Genomic DNA, 16,065 nt, shown 5'->3' on the forward strand with positions numbered 1-16,065 from the left:
CGTCATGGATGAGCAAAAACGCGTCGAAGTGGCTGAACCTCGCTTCGAACATGGACACTTCCTGCTGATTGCAGGTTTTCGCGATCGCTTTACCAAAGAGACCGTCCAGGACATCCCTGCGCTGTGGGAAAAACTGATCCCGCACATCGGCAATATTCCGGGGCAGAAGGGCGAAGTAACCTACGGTGTTTGCAGCAATTTCGACGGTAACGGCGGGTTTGACTACATGGCCGGCGTCGAGATCAGCAAGCTCGACGAGTTCCCGCAGGAAAAATATCCGTGGATCGAAATCCTGCCGCGCCAGTACGCGGTGTTCGAACACAAGGGTTCGCTGGATCTTCTGCCGCAGACCATTGATTACATCTACAACACCTGGCTGCCGGCGTCTGATTACAAGGGGCTCAACGCCCCGGAGCTGGAGCGCTACAGCGCCGATTTCAACCCGAAGCACAATACCGGCAAGCTGGAAATCTGCGTCCCGGTGGAAAAGAAAACCTGACAGCTGAGCGGCAGCGCGAACCCGCTTCGCGCTGCCGGTCGAGCCTTACTTGCCCTTGATCCGTCGTGCCCGCAACAGGTCGATGCCCAGGGTAATGAAGCCGAAGAAGCTGATGCCCAACACCATCAACAAACCGATCTCAACGCTGCTCATAAACAGTTCCCCCCTCGGGTGATCAGAGACAGACGTCAGAAATAGACCGTCCCGAATCCGAAGAAAAGCGCTTATACGCAGGCTTTACGCCCTCTGTGCGGATCGATATGAACACCTTATTCCTTTATCCTTGGCGACCTTGTTTCCACTGATTTCGAGCCGCCATGAACACTGTCATCCGCCACGTCACCGCCGCCGACCTGGACCGCTGCTATGCCATCGAAACCCTCGCTTACGAGGGTGACGAAGCCGCGACCCGCGAGAAGATCGCCACGCGCATCGCCACCTGGCCGGACGGTTTCATCGTCGCCGAAGTCGACGGGCAAGTGGCCGGGTTCATCAACTCCGGTGCGGCGTTCGAGGTGCAGATGTCCGACGAGGCGTTCAAGGAACTGATCGGCCACGACCCGGCCGGGCCGAACGTGGTGATCATGTCGGTGGTGGTGCACCCGGACTATCAGGGCCTGGGTCTGGCCAAGCGCCTGCTGGGCGAATTCATCGAGCGCATGCGCGCCCAGGGCAAGGCGACGATTCACCTGATGTGCAAGGAACGGCACATCCCGCTGTACGCCGGGTTCGGCTTTGCCTACATCAAACCGTCCGAGTCCGACCACGGCGGGATGGCGTGGCACGAGATGATCCTGACCCTCTGAGGCACAGCCCCTGACCTGATCGTTCTCACGCAGCGCGGGAACGATCAATGGGTGGGTCGGTAGAGCATGTCGCGCACCCGTGCCTTGTGCTCGATCATCGTTGCTCCCCCGACGATTAGAAGAACAACCCCATCCGCCGCTCGTAACCGATGCGACCCTTGTACGCTTCGCCGCTGTCGACGAAACCGTACTTGGCGTACAGCGCAATCGCGGCGTCGTTGTCGGCGTCCACCGACAGTTCCAGCCCTTTGATCTCCGGCCAGGCCTGGCGCGCAACGTCCGGTAGCGCCAGCAGGCAAGCCTTGCCGTAGCCCTTGCCTTGGGCACGGTGATCGACCTGCAAGGCATGCAGGGTTGCGCTGTGCTCATCGGCCCATTCCGGCAACACCGGCGGGCGCTTGAGCAGCAGAAATGCCACCGGTACTTCCTCGGCGAGCAGGGCAAAGCCTTTCACGCCGGGGCCGGGTTTCGACAGCAGCGTGTGCAGGGCGCCGTGGATGTCGCCGGAATATTTGATCTGCTCGGCGTGGATTTCAATGGCCTCGACCTGCTGGCGTTGGGTGGCGTTCAGGCTTTCGTAAGGCACGAGTCGGGCTGACACGGGAATTTCCTTTTTCCTACAAAGATGAGTCCCGGATTCTAGCGATTTTGCGTTCTCTGGAATTTTTTTGTTTCAGCTGTCGATCCCGCCAGTCGCCGAACGACAAAGGGTGTCTTCACAACAAAAAACAGGGAGAAAACCCATGAGTACGCAAGCGCAGATTCAAGCCATCATCGACACCTACCGTCAGGCCGTCATGACCAAGGACGTGGACAAGGTCATGACCCTGTACGCCGACGACATCCTCTCGTTCGATGCGATCAAGGCCCTGCAATTCAAGGGCAAGGAGGCCTACCGTGCCCACTGGATCGCCTGCATGGAAATGTGCCCCGGCCCGCACATTTTCGAGTTCCACGAAATCGCCATCGAGACCGGGGACAACATCGCCTTCGCCCACTGGGTCGCCAACTGCGGTGGCACCAATGACAAGGGTGAAACCCAGAGCTGCTGGATGCGCGCCACCGCCTGCTACCGGCTGGTCGGCGGTGCGTGGAAAATTGCCCATGAACACTGGTCGGCACCGTTCGATCCGATGACTGGCTCGACGCTGTTCGATGCGAAACCCTGATCTTCAGCCATAGTTGATCCGTCCGATTCAGGAGAACGCCATGAAGTATTTATGCTTGGTCTACAGCGATGAGCGCCTGCTGCATTCGTCGCCCGACAGTCCGGAAGACGCCGAGTGCTGGGCCTACGCCGAGTCGATCCAGGGCAGCGGCCGGATGGTTGCCGCCGAAGCGCTGGAATCGGTGCAGACCGCCACCACGGTGCGCATGCGCAACGGCAAGTTGTCGATCACCGACGGCCCGTTCGCTGAGACCAAAGAGCAGTTGGCCGGTTTCTACCTGATCGACGCGCGGGACCTCAACGAAGCGATTCAGGTCGCCGGCAACATTCCGGCGGCCCGGGTCGGCAGCGTCGAAGTGCGTCCCGTGCGGCAGTTGAATGTCTGAGGTCGCGGCCCGGGTCGCGCAGGTCTACCGCGAAGATTCGCGGCGGATCCTCGCGACCCTGATCCGTCTGATCGGCGATTTCGACCTCGCCGAAGAAGCCTTGCACGAGGCGTTCTTCGTCGCGGTCGAGCGTTGGCAACGCGACGGCGTGCCGGACAATCCGCGAGCGTGGCTGGTATCCACCGGGCGCTTCAAGGCGATCGACGTGTTGCGTCGTCGCGCACGGTTCAAGGCTTCACGGCCATTGTTGCTGGCGCAACTGGAAGAGCTGGAAAAGTCCGAATGGGACGTTGAAGACGTGGAAGATGATCGCCTGCGCCTGATCTTTACCTGCTGCCACCCGGCACTGGCGGCGGACGCGCAAGTGCCGCTGACCCTGCGCGAAGTTTGCGATCTCACCACCGAGGAAATCGCCCGCGCATTTCTCTCGGCCCCGGCGGCGATTGCCCAGCGCATCGTGCGCGCCAAGGCGAAGATTCGCGATGCGAAAATCCCTTATCAAGTCCCGAGCCTGAGCGAATTGCCCGAGCGCCTCGACAGCGTGTTGCGGGTGATTTATCTGGTGTTCAACGAGGGCTACTCGGCGTCCGGCGGCGCCCAGGTGACCCGCGAGGATTTGACCCGTGAGGCGATTCGTTTGGGACGGTTGCTGCTGGAGTTGTTGCCGGACCCAGAGGTCATGGGGTTGCTGGCGTTGATGCTGTTGCATGAGTCGCGGCGCTCGGCGCGCTCTTCGCCCGATGGTGAGTTGATTCTGCTGGATGATCAGGATCGCGGATTGTGGAACACCGAACTGATCGCCGAAGGCTGCGATCTGGTGGAGAAGGCGCTGACCACCGGTCGGTTCGGGCCTTACTGCCTGCAAGCGGCGATTGCGGCGGTGCACGCCGAAGCGCCGACGGCGGGGGAGACCGACTGGGAACAGATCGTCGGGCTGTATGACGTGTTGTTGCGGGCGCTGCCGTCACCGGTGATCGAGTTGAACCGGGCGGTGGCGGTGGCCAAGCGTGACGGGGCGTTGGCCGGGTTGACCTTGATCGAAGGGATTCTGGACCGTGGGGAGTTGCAGGACTACCACTTGGCACATTCGGCGCGGGCGGAGTTTTGTCGGCAGTTGGGGCGGGTTGAGGAGGCTCGGGTCGGTTACCGGCGAGCCTTGGAACTGACTCGGCAGGAGCCGGAGCGCAGGTTTATTGAAGGGCGATTGCAGGAACTGGCGCCGAGCAATCGCCTTTAGAAAAGATGGCTCAGGCTTGCTGCCGAGTAGCCGCCATCACAATCTCGCGAATACAAACCCCTTGCGGCTGCCCATACGCATAAGCAATCGCCGTCGCCACATCCTCGGCGCTCAACACTGTGCCGCCCATGTCCTGCTTCCACGCCTGATAGCCAGTCTTGATCGCCTCATCCGTGGTGTGGCTCAACAACTCGGTTTCCACCGCCCCCGGTGCAATCGTGGTCACCCGCACGTTATGCGGCGACAACTCTTCACGCAGGTTTTCCGACAACCCGTGCACCGCGAACTTGGTGCCGACGTACGCCACATGGTTCGGGAACGTCTTGCGCCCGGCCACCGAGCTGACGTTGATGATTGTGCCGTGCTTGCGCTCGATCATCCCGGCGACCACCGCATGCACGCCGTTGAGCAGGCCTTTCACGTTGACGTCGAGCATCTGGTCCCACTGCGCCGGATCCTGTTTGCTCATCTCGCCCAGCAGCATCACCCCGGCGTTATTGATCAGTGCATCGGCCGGGCCGAACTGTGCTTCAGCCTCGGCCACAGCGGCCAACAATGCGGCGCGGTCGGTGATGTCGACGCGCCGGCTGAGGGTGTTCGGCAGGGCCAGTTCTTCGAGGCGTTCGATGCGCCGAGCCAGCAACAGTAGTGGATGGCCGGCAGCGCTCAAGCGCCGAGCGGTGGCTTCGCCGATGCCCGAGCTGGCGCCGGTGATGATGATCAATGGCTTGCTCATGATTGAACTCCTGAGATAAGAAAAACAAATAACCAGATTCGCGACGCAGTATATTTAGCCCGCTGGAGGCTGAAAAATGCCTTATTCCTCTGTCTGCCATCGGAATCTCCTATGGATATCCGCCATCTCAAAGCCTTCCTCGCGGTGTTCGAGGAACGCAACATCACCGCCGCTGCGCAACGGCTGTTCATCAGCCAGCCCACGTTGTCGGTGACCATCAAACAACTGGAAGAAGAACTCGGCGCGACGCTGTTCGTGCGTCAGCCCCGTGGCGTGGAAGTCAGCGACGAAGCGCGTCTGCTGTACCCGCAGGCACGGCGGATGGTGACCGAGTCCGAGGCACTGAGCCGGATGTTTCGCGGACGCGAAAACCGTGCGCCTCTGACCCTCGGCATCGAGGGCGACATTGCCGCCAGCCACATCGAAGCTTTCGTGCGTATGGCTCATCAGGCGTTGCCCAATCTGCTGCTGACCCTGGAGGAAGGCTGTCACGGCGACGGTCGGTTGGCGGTCGAGGAAATGTGCTGCGAGGACGAACTGTTCCTTCCGCTGTGGGAGGAGTCCTATGTGATGGCGCTGCCCCTCGATCATCCGATGGCCAACGCGCAGGCAGGCTGGGCGCCGATCGAGGACTGGATCACCTGTCCGCAACATCCGTCCCATCAGCGGTTGATGGCGCTTTACGGGCGTTCGCCGGAAGCGGTGGCGGGGCATGCCGGTTCACTGCAACAGGCATTGCACATGGCGGCGGCGGGTGTCGGTGTGGCGATGTTGCCGCAGTCGCTGGTCAGCGGGCATGAGCGCATTGTCGTGCGCGCGCTGCACCTGCCGGCGCCGACCCGACGGGTGGGGTTGTGTTATGCGGCGCAAGCGCTGGAGTTGCCGACGATGCGTGGGTTGCACGAATATTTTCAGGTCAATCGCCCGGTCGCCATCGAAGCGGCCTGAGCTATTCCAGCATCTTGCTGAGCAACCAGCTCCCCGCCGGCCCTGGCGGGTACAACCGCGACCACAGTGCATCGACGAACACCGGTTTCGGCCAACCGCGCACCTTCAGTTCAACCAGCAAGTCATTGCCGAAACGCTCCACCAGCCAGCGCGGCAGTGGCGCCCAGCCGAAACCTTTTTCAGCCATTTCCAGCAGCATCAGATAACTCGGCGCCGACCACACCCGGCCTTTGCCGCGACTGTCATAGGGATTGACGATGGTGGCCAGACGCAGCTCACGATGCTGCTCAAGAACCGTTTGATCGATGGATTCTTGCGTCGCCAGCGGATGGTCGCGACCCACAAACAAGGCGATTTCCGTACGCTCGGCGACGGTCGCGGTCGCCAGGTCTGGCGGGTAGTTGTCCTGCATCTCCGCGAATGCCAGGTGCGCTCGACCGCGCTGCACCAGTTCGATCAGGTCATCGCACTCGGCAATCAGGCATTCCAGTTCCAGATCCGGATAGCGCTGCTCGAAACCCACCAGCGCCGCCTCGAAACGGTCGGACTGATAAGTGTCGGAAATCGCCACCGTAAGTTTCGGCTCGACACCCTGGGCCAATTGCCGGGCGGTCATTTCCAGACGGCTGGTGGCCGCCAGAATCGCCTCGGCCCGTTGCAGCATCACGTGACCGGCCGGGGTCAGCGTCGGCTTGCGGCTGCTGCGGTCGAACAGTACCAGGTCCAGATCGATCTCAAGACTCGCCACCGCCGCACTCACTGTCGACTGACTGCGCCCGAGTTTGCGCGCTGCCGCTGAAAACGAGCCTTGAGTCGCCGCCTGAACAAATGCCAGCAACACTTCCTGAGAGGCCATGAACTATCGCCTTCGTCGATGGTTATTGGTTATGAAGTATCGGTGTGGTGCTGGATCATGGCAACCATCTTCACAAAGGACTTCGACCATGACTGCTAACAAATCCATCACTGAACGTATCTTCCAGGCCATCGGTTTCGAACTGCTGGCGATCCTGATCTGTACCCCGTTGCTGGCGTGGATCATGGGCAAACCGCTGGTGGAAATGGGCGCCGTCACCATTGCCATCGCGTTGCTGGCCCTGGGCTGGAACGTGGTGTTCAACGGCTTCTTCGACCGGATGCTCAAGCGCTGGAACATCGCCCACAACGCCTGGGTGCGGGTGGCACATGCGCTGCTGTTCGAAGGCGGGCTGATCGTGATGGGCGTGCCGCTGATTGCCTGGTGGCTGTCGGTCAGCCTGTGGCAGGCGTTCCTGCTCGATATCGGTGTGCTGCTGTTCTTCCTGCCGTACACCTACATCTACCACTGGGGTTATGACGTGGTGCGCGAGCGGCTGGTGATGCGCAACGCTTGCCAGAGCTGAAAACAAAAAATCGCAGCCCTCACAGGCTGCGATTTTTTTTGTCCGGACATTGTTCGGGCTTACAGAAACATCCCGCCCGACGCTTCAATCCGCTGACCGTTGATCCACTGCGCCCCCGGCGACAGCAACAGCGCCAGCGCGCCGCCAATGTCATCCGGCTGCCCGGCACGGCCCAGCGCGGTGTTGCTGGCGACCATCGCGTTCAGCGCCGAATTGTCGCGCACCGCGCCGCCGCCGAAGTCGGTTTCGATGGCGCCCGGTGCCAGGATATTCACGGCGATCTGCCGCGCACCCAGCTCCTTGGCCTGATAGCGGGTCAGCACTTCCATCGCGCCTTTCATCGCCGCGTAAGCGGCATAACCCGGCAGGGTGAAACGGGCCAGACCACTGGAGATGTTGATGATCCGCCCGCCATCGTTGATCAGCGGCAGCAGTTGCTGAGTCAGGAAGAACGGCCCTTTCAACTGCACGTTCATCAGCAGGTCGAACTGCTCCGGCGTGGTGTCGGCGAAGGACGCATGCACGCCAATTCCGGCGTTGTTGATCAGGAAATCGAAGCGCGGGCGTTCAAGCTGTTGCAGCGCCTGCTCGACCCGCAAAGCGAAATCGGCAAAACCTTCGCTGCGACCGACATCCAGTTGCAGCATCACGGCGTTGGCGCCGAGTGTTTTCAACTCCTCGACCAGCGATTGTGCTTCATCGGCGCGGCTGTTGTAGGTGCCGATGATGTCCACGCCTTGCGCGGCGAGGTGCAGGGCGGCGTTCTTGCCGAGGCCACGGCTGGCACCGGTTATCAATGCGATTTTGCGGTTCATGGGTCTTCCTCGAGAGCAGTGACGGTTGATGCAGCAAAGTTTATTTATTCGCCGTGTGGTGATAAACAGACTGAAACCGGAATCACTGGTCGGTATGTCCGAACAATCAACAGGTGGCCCATGAACAAACTGGAACTGCTGCGCACCTTCGTCCGGGTCAGCGAATTGTCGAGTTTCACGATGGCGGGGGAGAGTCTCGGGCTGCCGCGCTCGACGGTTTCCGAGCAGGTGCAGGCGCTGGAAACCCTGCTCGGCACGCGCCTGCTGCAACGCACCACGCGCCGGGTGCAGGCGACTCAGGACGGGCTGGCGCTGTACGAGCGCAGCAAGGATCTGCTGTCGCACATGGACGAAATCGAGAACCTGTTTCGTCAGGACGAGGCGTCGCTGACCGGGCGGATTCGGGTCGATATGCCGAACATTCTGTCGCGGCGGCTGATCATGCCGAAGTTGCCGGAGTTCATGGCCCGTCATCCGAACCTGGAACTGGAAATCAGCAGCACCGATCGCCGGGTCGACCTGCTCGCCGAAGGTTTCGATTGCGTGCTGCGCGTCGGCGCGCAGCCGGATCAATCGGTGGTGGCGCGGCATCTGGGGGATTTCAGCATGATCAACTGCGCCAGCCCTGCATATCTGGAGCGTTACGGCGTGCCGCAGACCCTTGAAGACTTGGCGCAGCATCGGCTGGTGCACTACGTCGGTGTGCTCGGTTCGCGTTCGGAAGGGTTTTTATACGAGCAGGACGGGCAGGTTCATCGCGTGCCGATGGCCGGCAGCGTGACGGTCAACAGCACCGATGCCTACGAGTCGGCGTGTCTGGGAGGATTCGGTCTGATTCAGGTGCCGCGCACCGGAATGAACACCTATCTGGACAGCGGCGAGATCGTCACAGTGCTGCCGCAATACGCCGCGCCGGCGATGGGCATTTCACTGCTGTATGCGAGGCAGCGGCATCTGCCGTTGCGGGTGCGGGTGTTCATGGATTGGCTGGGGGATTTGATTCGCTCGACGCTTTGATTCCTGCCGCAACCCCCTGTGGGAGCAAAGGCTCTCACAGGGATTCGGGTCGATCAGAAGATCTGCGTAAACAGCCAATACAGACTGCCCGACAGCAGAATCGCCGCCGGCAACGTCAGCACCCACGCCATCAGCAGATTGCGGATGGTCTTCATCTGCAGGCCGCCACCGTTGGCGACCATGGTCCCGGCCACGCCCGAGGACAACACATGAGTGGTCGACACCGGCAGACCGAACATGTCGGCGGCGCCGATGGTCAGCATCGCAACCGTTTCTGCCGAGGCGCCTTGGGCGTAGGTCAGGTGGGTCTTGCCGATCTTCTCGCCGACGGTGACCACGATCCGCTTCCAGCCGACCATGGTGCCCAGCCCCAACGCGATCGCCACGGCGATCTTCACCCACAGCGGAATAAATCGTGTGGCATTGTCGATCTGCTGCTTGAACAGTTGCAGTTTGTTGGTGGTGTCGGCGTCGAAGGTGCCGACCTTGTTCTTGTCCATCAGGCGAATGGTTTCGCTGGCCAGGTACATGTCGTTACGCACGTTGCCCATGGCTTCGGCCGGGACTTTCGACAGCGAACCGTAGCCTTTCACTTCTTCACCGATGTGACCGGTCAGCGCGGCGAGGGCCGGGACCAGTTGCGGCGTGGCTTGCTTGCTGCGCACGTAATCCGAGAGCACCGGACGCGGATCGGCCGGGGCCGGCAGCGGGGCGCTTTTCACCAGCGCCTGCTGGGTGACTTCGGCTACTGCCGCGAACTGCAACGTTTGATCGGCAGGCATGGTGCGGTTCAGCGCGTAGGCCATCGGCAGGGTACCGACCAGAATCAGCATGATCAGACCCATGCCTTTCTGGCCGTCGTTGGAACCGTGGGCGAAGGACACGCCGGTGCAAGTGGCGATCAGCAGACCACGAATCCACCACGGCGGCGGGGTGTTGCCTTCGGGGGCCTTGTACAGCGAACGGTTCTTCACGAACGCGCGCAGCGCCAGCAGCAACAGCGCCGCACAACCGAAACCCACCAGCGGCGACAGCAGCAGTGCATAACCGATCTTGGTCGCCTGAGCCCAGTCCACACCGCTGGTGCCGTCGCGGCCATGCATTAACGCGTTGGCCACGCCGACGCCGATGATTGAACCGATCAGCGTGTGCGACGACGAGGCCGGCAGACCCAGCCACCAGGTGCCGAGGTTCCACAGAATCGCCGCGATCAGCAGGGCGAAGATCATCGCGAAACCGGCGGACGAGCCGACTTGCAGAATCAGCTCCACCGGCAGCAGCGCGATGATGCCGAACGCCACCGCGCCGCTCGACAGCAACACGCCGAGGAAGTTGAAGAACCCCGACCAGACCACCGCGAAATACGGCGGCATCGAATGGGTGTAAATCACCGTGGCCACGGCGTTGGCGGTGTCGTGGAAACCGTTGACGAACTCGAAGCCCAGCGCAATCAACAGCGCCACGCCGAGCAGCAGGAACGGGGTCCACGTGGTGACCACCGTGCCCAGTTGGTGCATGTCGTGCATCAGGCTGTAGGCGGTGAACAGCAGCCCCATCGCCAGCACCGCAAAAAACACCACGTAGGTGAACGGGCCGGTTTTCTTGTCGAGGGCCGGCCTGCCACTGGCAGCGGAGGCCGGGCTGGCGGTCAGGGAGGGAGTAGCCATGGGCGGACAATCCTGAGCGGGGGAAGGAGTGTTGCCCATGATCGTTGCTAAATATTACAGAGAGTCTGCGATAGATCAGTGTTTGGCGGATTAATCGCACCGTTGGTCTTCTGACTGGTGATCATTTCCACGCTCTGTCGGAAGTCAGTAATCCCGCCGCTTGCGAAACGCCCAGCGCCCGGCGATCACGGTAAACGTCACCACCAGCGCCACCAGAATCCAGAACCCTTCCGGATCAGTGGCCAGCGGCACGCCGCCGACGTTCATGCCGAAGAAACCGGCAATGATGTTGATCGGCAGCGCCAGCACCGTCACCACGGTCAGGGTGAACAGCGTGCGGTTGCTCTGTTCGTTGAGGTTGGCAGCGATCTCTTCCTGCAACAGCTTGATCCGCTCGCCGAGGGCGGTGAGGTCGTTGATGATCAGCGCGAACTCCTCGGTGGACTTGCGCAGCTCCTTCACGTCTTCCTTCTGCAACCAGGACGGCGGCCGGTTGAGCAGGCGCAGCAGCGAACCTGGCTCCAGCGCCAGCAGTCGTTGCAGGCGCACCAGCACCCGACGGTTGGCGCCGAGTTCGGCGCGGTTGGTCGACAGTCGCGAGGACAGCAATTCGTCCTCGACCTGATCGACGCTCATGCTGGTCTTGCGCACGATCTGGGTCAGCACTTCGCCCTGGTCGCGCAGCAAGTGCACGAGCAATTCCGACGGCGAGCGAAAGCACTCGCCGGCCTTCACCGACGAACGCAGCTTGTCCACCGAGTGCAACGGTTGCAGGCGCGCACTGACAATCAGTTTGCTGCGTACGCAGACCCACAGCGTCGATACGTCTGAAGAAACCATGCTGCTGAGGTTGAACACCACGTCGTTGACCACCGCCAGCAATGCCGAATCGACATGCTCGATGCGCGTCGAGCGCGAACCTTCGTGCAACGCTTCAAAAAACTCTTCGGGCAATTGCAGGTGGCTTTTCATCCAGCGCTCGCACGCGGCGTGGGCCAGGTTCAGATGCAGCCAGAGAAACTCATCGCCGTCGTCTTGCAGGCAGCGCAATGCAGTCGCCGAGTCGACCTCGCGACCACGCTCACCGGGGCGAAAACGAAAACCGTAGAGCAAGCCGAACAGGTCTGGATCGCGATGGCTGATATCGAGGCTGTGGTTCATGAAGTCTCGCTGGGAAGAGGGCGTCTGTCGCGGGATTTGCAGATTCAGCTGAGCCGCATCATCGCAATGTCACATGACGCTTTTGTGACAGCAAAATGATGTCAAATCAACGTGTTACCGGCGGTCGGATATTTCTCAAGAAGCTCTCTGGCACGCCGATCACGCATGAGTTAGGTTGCGCGCCTTCGGCCATGAGCCAAGGTCCGCCGACACGGATGTCCGGCCACAATTCACGTCTTACCGGACGTGCCTCATCCCTGTCCCGAGTACCTGCAATGTTGCAAAAATCCCTGAGAGCGCAAATTCTTGCCCTGCTGAGCGGCAGCCTGCTGGCGATGCTGTTGATCGCGCTGGCCTGCTTTCACTTCCTGTCCAACGGCGTGCAGAGTTACAGCCAGTTGATCGCCGGCCCCTTGCACGCCTCGCAACTGATCGACGAAGCCAACCTGCAATTCAAGGTGCAAGTGCAGGAGTGGAAAAACGTCCTGCTGCGCGGCAAGCAGCCAGCGGACCTGGCCAAGTACTGGGGCCAGTTCGAAGACCGTCAGCGCGATGTGCAGAACATCCTCGGTGAGCTGGCCAACCAGAAAGGCCTCGAGCCTGCGCTGAAAACCCGCATCGAACGCCTGCGCGAAGAACATCGACTGCTGGGCGCTGCGTATCAGAAGGGCCGCGATGCCTACGTCGCCGCCGGTGCCGATCCGACCGCTGGCGACGTGGCGGTCAAAGGTGTTGACCGTGCCGCCAGCGACCAGATGAGCGAGCTGGTGGCCGAGCTGCGCAAGCAGGGCACCGAGCAATCGGCGCAGATCAGCGCCAGTGCCGATCGCACCGTTTGGCTGGGGCTGCTGGTGATGCTCGCGTCGGGCCTGCTGATCGGTTTACTGAGCCTGTGGCTGGTCAACCGCAATCTGGTCGAGCCGATCCGCAAGCTCATCGACTACGTCACCCAGTTGAGCAAGGGGCGTCTGGTCGAGCGTGTGGCCAGCGACCGTCAGGACGAACTGGGCAACCTGGCTGCTGCGGCCAACACTCTGCGCGATTTCCTCGCCGAAACTTTCAACCATCTGCAGCGCAGCGCCAAGGATCTGGACAGCGCCAGCGGCGAATTGAACGCCATCGCCACCGTCATGGCCGGCGGCACCAACGAGCAGTTCAACCGCACCGATCAGGTGGCCACGGCGATGAACGAAATGTCTGCCACTGCCCAGGAAGTCGCCCGCCATGCGGCTGATGCAGCGCGCGCTGCCGACGATGCCGACCAGTCCGCCCAGCAGGGCGAGAAGGTCATGCAGAGCACCATCCACAGCATCACCCAGATGCGCGGCGAAATCGCCAACACCGCCACGGTGATCCGTCGTCTGGAAGCCGACAGCGGCCGCATCGGCAAGGTGCTGGAAGTGATTCGCGGCATCGCCGAGCAGACCAACCTGCTGGCGCTCAACGCCGCCATCGAAGCGGCCCGAGCAGGGGAAGCCGGGCTTGGTTTTGCGGTGGTCGCCGACGAAGTGCGCAACCTCGCGCAGCGCACGGCGGAGTCGATCATCGAGATCAACCAGATCATCCACAGCGTGCAGACCGGCGCGGTGGATGCGGCCCAGGCCATCGACAGCGGCCAGACCCGCAGCGATGAAAGCGTCGAGCAAGTGACCCAGGCCGGCGCCATGCTCGAGCGCATCACCCACGCGGTCGAAGCGATCCGCGACATGAACCGCCAGATCGCCACGGCGGCTGAAGAACAGACTTCAGTGGCCGAAGACATCTCGCGCAACCTGACCGAGATCACCTCGATCGCCAGCACCAACCTCGACAACGTGCAGCGCACTGAAAGCGCCAGCCAGAACCTGCATGGCCTGTCCGGCCAACTCAACGACGTCACTGCTCGCCTGAGCGTCTGACCCGCCACTGATTGTGTACCGGCCCGGTTACCGAGTCGGTACACAGTCGATCTCAATTTCACGTGCGCATCGCCGATGGCCGGTTATTCATAACCGTCATTGGAGATTACCCATGGTCAGCATCACGTCTGTTTCGATCAATCAGACCGTCACCACACCTACCAGCAAAACATCGATTGCCGACCCGGTCGACGACACCTCGACCACAGCGGCGGCCGGCACCGGTGTGAAGGCTGACACCAGCAAAGTTGCGGCGGGCGGTGGTGCAGCACCGACCGGTGACAGCAGCTCCGGCAATGATGAATCGGATACCGTGAAAGAACTGCGCAAGCAGATCGCCGAGCTGCAAAAGCAATTGCAGGAACAGCAACAGGCGCTGCAAGCGGCTCAGGCGAAGCAGGAAAGTCAGGATGCCAAGGCGGCGGATGTTGCCGCTGCGCAGTCGCAGATCGCGACGACGTCGGCTTCGTTGCAGACGGCGACGGCGGCGTTGCTGGCGGCGTTGCAGGAGTCTGATTCGAGTACGTCGGGGGCGTTGGTCACTACTTCCGCATAAGTCGCAGACGCAAAAAAGCCGCACGATCCGAAAATCGTGCGGCTTTGTCTTGCGAGGTAATCAGTGATCTTGCTTGTTGCTCAGAACCTTGCCGGTGGCCGCATCCAGGTCAACATCCCATTCCTTGCCATCGGCAGTACGCAGTTCGACTTCGTACTCATAGCCGTTGAAATGGTTGTCCAGGTCGGTGTCGACGATGGTCGCGCCCGGGTGCAGGGCCAGGGCAATCTTGTTCAGCTCTTCCAGTGGCTTGATCTTGCCGGACTTGACCAGCTCAGGGATCTGATCGACACGAACGTCAGCCTGGGCCAGGCCCGCGGTGAGGGTCAGGGCAGCAGCGGTAAACAGGGCAGTCAGGGTTTTCATCGGTTATTCCTTTGGGTGATTCGTTCAAGTGGGCTCAGGTTAACGACCTCAACTTAATTCACCCTTAATACACAGCGAGCAAGCCGGACTCCCAATGGGAGTGGGCCTGCTCGCGAATACTGACGCCCGATTTACAGATCAGAAACCGTTGTTCTTCAACACCTGATCCACACTGGCGGCGGCCGGGCGTTTGTAGAACTTCAGCAGTTCGCTGGCGCGGTTGGTGAAGATGCCGTCGACGCCGGCGGCCATGACTTTCTCATAGTCCACTGGCTCATCGACGGTGTAGACGTGCACCAGCAAGCCCTTGTCGTGGGTGTACTTGTTCATCCATGGCTGCACGAGGTCCGAATAGCTCTGATCGCCGCCGTGGGTCAGCTTGGCCGAAGGGCCTGTACCGATGGCGCCCTGAGCCTTGGCGTAGTCGATCCATTGCTTGAATTCAGCTTCGGATTTCGGCTCTTGCTTGCCGTAGAAAACGTTCTTGTCCTTCTCGCCGGATTCGGCAAAGGTCACTTTCGATTTTGGCTCGATGCTGCCTTCGCCGACCCACAGCAACAGGATCTTCGGCACCTGCGGCATTTCCTTTTGCAGCAGTTCGAGGCTGTTTTTCTCGAAGGTCTGCAGGATCACCTTGCCGTTGCTTTCGCCGACGCTGGCGACGTTTTTGGCCGGTTTGGCGCCGGCCGGGATCAGCAAACCGCGAGCCTGGAGTTTTTCCTTCAGGTCATGCTCGATGCCGGGGAACAGTTGCGGTTCCTTGGTCTCGATGTACAGGCCCGGCTTGTGCTGCGGGTTGGCCTGGGCGATGTCGATGATTTCGTCCAGGGTCAGAATCTGCAGGCCGACGTAGGACGGGCGCGCGCGATCCGGGTAGGCCTTGTTGTACCAGCTGCCGGCATCCAGGGTTTTCAGTTCGGCCATGGTGAAGGCGTTGGCCGGGCTGTCCTTGCGATCCGGGAACTTGGTGGCGACGTCGGTGGTGCGTTGCAGGTTGTTGTCGTGCAGGGCGAACAGCACGCCGTCCTTGCTGCGTTGCAGGTCCATCTCCAGGTAGTCGGCGCCGAGGTCGCGGGCCAGTTTGTAGGAGGCGGCGGTGGATTCCGGGGCATCGAAGGACGCGCCACGGTGGGCGATCACCGCCGGGCGCGGAATGCCCTCGGAGGCAGCGAGCGCAGCAGGGCTAGGCTGGGCGGCGGCGTGGGCCTGGCCGAGGCCGAGCATCAGGCTCAGCAGCAGAGCGCTTTTGGTAAACGTGGCGGGCATGTCGAGGTCCTTTCGCAGGTATTTTCGAAGATGTCCCTTTTAGCAACTCAAACGAAAACGTGCTATCGCAAGACCGACATAAACGTACTGAAAGCGAAAATTTCCGCACTTTTTTGCGTTTGTTTGCAGTACGCTTGGCCACGGCAACCACCCCGGC

Annotated in this window: 18 protein-coding genes; 10 read left to right on the forward strand and 8 right to left on the reverse strand. The window is 61.2% G+C overall.

Going from position 1 to position 16,065, the window contains the following annotated elements:
* The first annotated feature begins 4 nt into the window (after window positions 1–4).
* Together CAF87_RS01280 and CAF87_RS01285 are read left to right on the forward strand one after the other, a co-directional pair.
* Window positions 5–499 carry a GyrI-like domain-containing protein gene (locus tag CAF87_RS01280; protein ID WP_085730320.1) on the forward strand — a complete coding sequence of 165 codons (495 nt, stop codon included), beginning with the start codon at window positions 5–7 and terminating at the stop codon, window positions 497–499.
* Between the two features lie 317 nt (window positions 500–816).
* A complete protein-coding gene (locus CAF87_RS01285; RefSeq protein ID WP_085730321.1) occupies window positions 817–1,305 on the forward strand; it encodes a GNAT family N-acetyltransferase in 489 nt (162 codons plus the stop codon).
* A 115-nt stretch (window positions 1,306–1,420) separates the two neighbouring features.
* Here the strand turns inward: CAF87_RS01285 and CAF87_RS01290 are convergent, their stop codons facing one another.
* A complete protein-coding gene (locus tag CAF87_RS01290; protein ID WP_085730322.1) occupies window positions 1,421–1,906 on the reverse strand; it encodes an N-acetyltransferase in 486 nt (161 codons plus the stop codon).
* 142 nt (window positions 1,907–2,048) lie between these two features.
* Here CAF87_RS01290 and CAF87_RS01295 point away from each other — a divergent pair, with 142 nt between their 5' ends.
* The 3 genes from CAF87_RS01295 to CAF87_RS01305 are packed head-to-tail and all read left to right on the forward strand — an operon-like array spanning window position 2,049 to window position 4,096.
* Entirely contained in the window at window positions 2,049–2,474 is a 426-nt protein-coding gene (locus CAF87_RS01295) for a nuclear transport factor 2 family protein (protein WP_085730323.1), read from the forward strand.
* Window positions 2,475–2,514: 40 nt separating this feature from the next.
* Complete coding sequence (locus tag CAF87_RS01300) at window positions 2,515–2,859, forward strand: YciI family protein (protein ID WP_007951101.1); 345 nt, start codon at window positions 2,515–2,517, stop codon at window positions 2,857–2,859.
* A complete protein-coding gene (locus CAF87_RS01305; RefSeq protein WP_085730324.1) occupies window positions 2,852–4,096 on the forward strand; it encodes an RNA polymerase sigma factor in 1,245 nt (414 codons plus the stop codon). Before CAF87_RS01300 ends, CAF87_RS01305 begins: the two co-directional genes overlap by 8 nt.
* 10 nt (window positions 4,097–4,106) lie before the next feature.
* On the opposite strand, the gene CAF87_RS01310 is transcribed toward CAF87_RS01305, so the two are convergent.
* Window positions 4,107–4,832: an SDR family oxidoreductase gene (locus CAF87_RS01310; RefSeq protein ID WP_085730325.1), complete on the reverse strand. Its 726-nt coding sequence runs from the start codon at window positions 4,830–4,832 to the stop codon at window positions 4,107–4,109.
* Window positions 4,833–4,943: 111 nt separating this feature from the next.
* On the opposite strand from CAF87_RS01310, the gene CAF87_RS01315 reads away from it, so the two are divergent.
* Window positions 4,944–5,780 carry a LysR family transcriptional regulator gene (locus tag CAF87_RS01315; RefSeq protein ID WP_085730326.1) on the forward strand — a complete coding sequence of 279 codons (837 nt, stop codon included), beginning with the start codon at window positions 4,944–4,946 and terminating at the stop codon, window positions 5,778–5,780.
* Window position 5,781: 1 nt separating this feature from the next.
* Here the strand turns inward: CAF87_RS01315 and CAF87_RS01320 are convergent, their stop codons facing one another.
* The gene (locus CAF87_RS01320; RefSeq protein WP_085730327.1) at window positions 5,782–6,636 is read right to left on the reverse strand and encodes a LysR family transcriptional regulator; all 855 of its coding nucleotides are present in this window, start codon (window positions 6,634–6,636) and stop codon (window positions 5,782–5,784) included.
* Window positions 6,637–6,724: 88 nt separating this feature from the next.
* On the opposite strand from CAF87_RS01320, the gene CAF87_RS01325 reads away from it, so the two are divergent.
* On the forward strand, window positions 6,725–7,162 hold the full coding sequence (locus CAF87_RS01325) for a multidrug/biocide efflux PACE transporter (RefSeq protein WP_085730328.1): 438 nt from the start codon (window positions 6,725–6,727) through the stop codon (window positions 7,160–7,162).
* A gap of 59 nt (window positions 7,163–7,221) precedes the next feature.
* Here the strand turns inward: CAF87_RS01325 and CAF87_RS01330 are convergent, their stop codons facing one another.
* A complete protein-coding gene (locus tag CAF87_RS01330; RefSeq protein ID WP_085730329.1) occupies window positions 7,222–7,977 on the reverse strand; it encodes an SDR family NAD(P)-dependent oxidoreductase in 756 nt (251 codons plus the stop codon).
* 120 nt (window positions 7,978–8,097) lie between these two features.
* Here CAF87_RS01330 and CAF87_RS01335 point away from each other — a divergent pair, with 120 nt between their 5' ends.
* Window positions 8,098–8,994: a LysR family transcriptional regulator gene (locus tag CAF87_RS01335; RefSeq protein ID WP_085730330.1), complete on the forward strand. Its 897-nt coding sequence runs from the start codon at window positions 8,098–8,100 to the stop codon at window positions 8,992–8,994.
* Between the two features lie 53 nt (window positions 8,995–9,047).
* On the opposite strand, the gene CAF87_RS01340 is transcribed toward CAF87_RS01335, so the two are convergent.
* Together CAF87_RS01340 and CAF87_RS01345 are read right to left on the reverse strand one after the other, a co-directional pair.
* Window positions 9,048–10,661, reverse strand: a complete 1,614-nt coding sequence (locus CAF87_RS01340; RefSeq protein WP_085730331.1) for an inorganic phosphate transporter — start codon at window positions 10,659–10,661, stop codon at window positions 9,048–9,050.
* A 144-nt stretch (window positions 10,662–10,805) separates the two neighbouring features.
* Complete coding sequence (locus tag CAF87_RS01345) at window positions 10,806–11,822, reverse strand: transporter (protein ID WP_085730332.1); 1,017 nt, start codon at window positions 11,820–11,822, stop codon at window positions 10,806–10,808.
* A 275-nt stretch (window positions 11,823–12,097) separates the two neighbouring features.
* Here CAF87_RS01345 and CAF87_RS01350 point away from each other — a divergent pair, with 275 nt between their 5' ends.
* Window positions 12,098–13,720, forward strand: coding sequence for a methyl-accepting chemotaxis protein (locus CAF87_RS01350; protein ID WP_085730333.1), 1,623 nt, complete (start codon window positions 12,098–12,100; stop codon window positions 13,718–13,720).
* Window positions 13,721–13,832: 112 nt separating this feature from the next.
* Window positions 13,833–14,276: a hypothetical protein gene (locus tag CAF87_RS01355; protein WP_085730334.1), complete on the forward strand. Its 444-nt coding sequence runs from the start codon at window positions 13,833–13,835 to the stop codon at window positions 14,274–14,276.
* Between the two features lie 60 nt (window positions 14,277–14,336).
* On the opposite strand, the gene CAF87_RS01360 is transcribed toward CAF87_RS01355, so the two are convergent.
* Complete coding sequence (locus CAF87_RS01360; protein WP_065259299.1) at window positions 14,337–14,642, reverse strand: PepSY domain-containing protein; 306 nt, start codon at window positions 14,640–14,642, stop codon at window positions 14,337–14,339.
* A 138-nt stretch (window positions 14,643–14,780) separates the two neighbouring features.
* Window positions 14,781–15,908, reverse strand: coding sequence for a glycerophosphodiester phosphodiesterase (locus CAF87_RS01365; protein WP_085730335.1), 1,128 nt, complete (start codon window positions 15,906–15,908; stop codon window positions 14,781–14,783).
* Between the last annotated feature and the right edge of the window lie 157 nt (window positions 15,909–16,065).

Origin of the sequence: Pseudomonas sp. R38(2017), assembly GCF_002112395.1 — a bacterium.
Taxonomy (GTDB): Bacteria; Pseudomonadota; Gammaproteobacteria; order Pseudomonadales; family Pseudomonadaceae; genus Aquipseudomonas.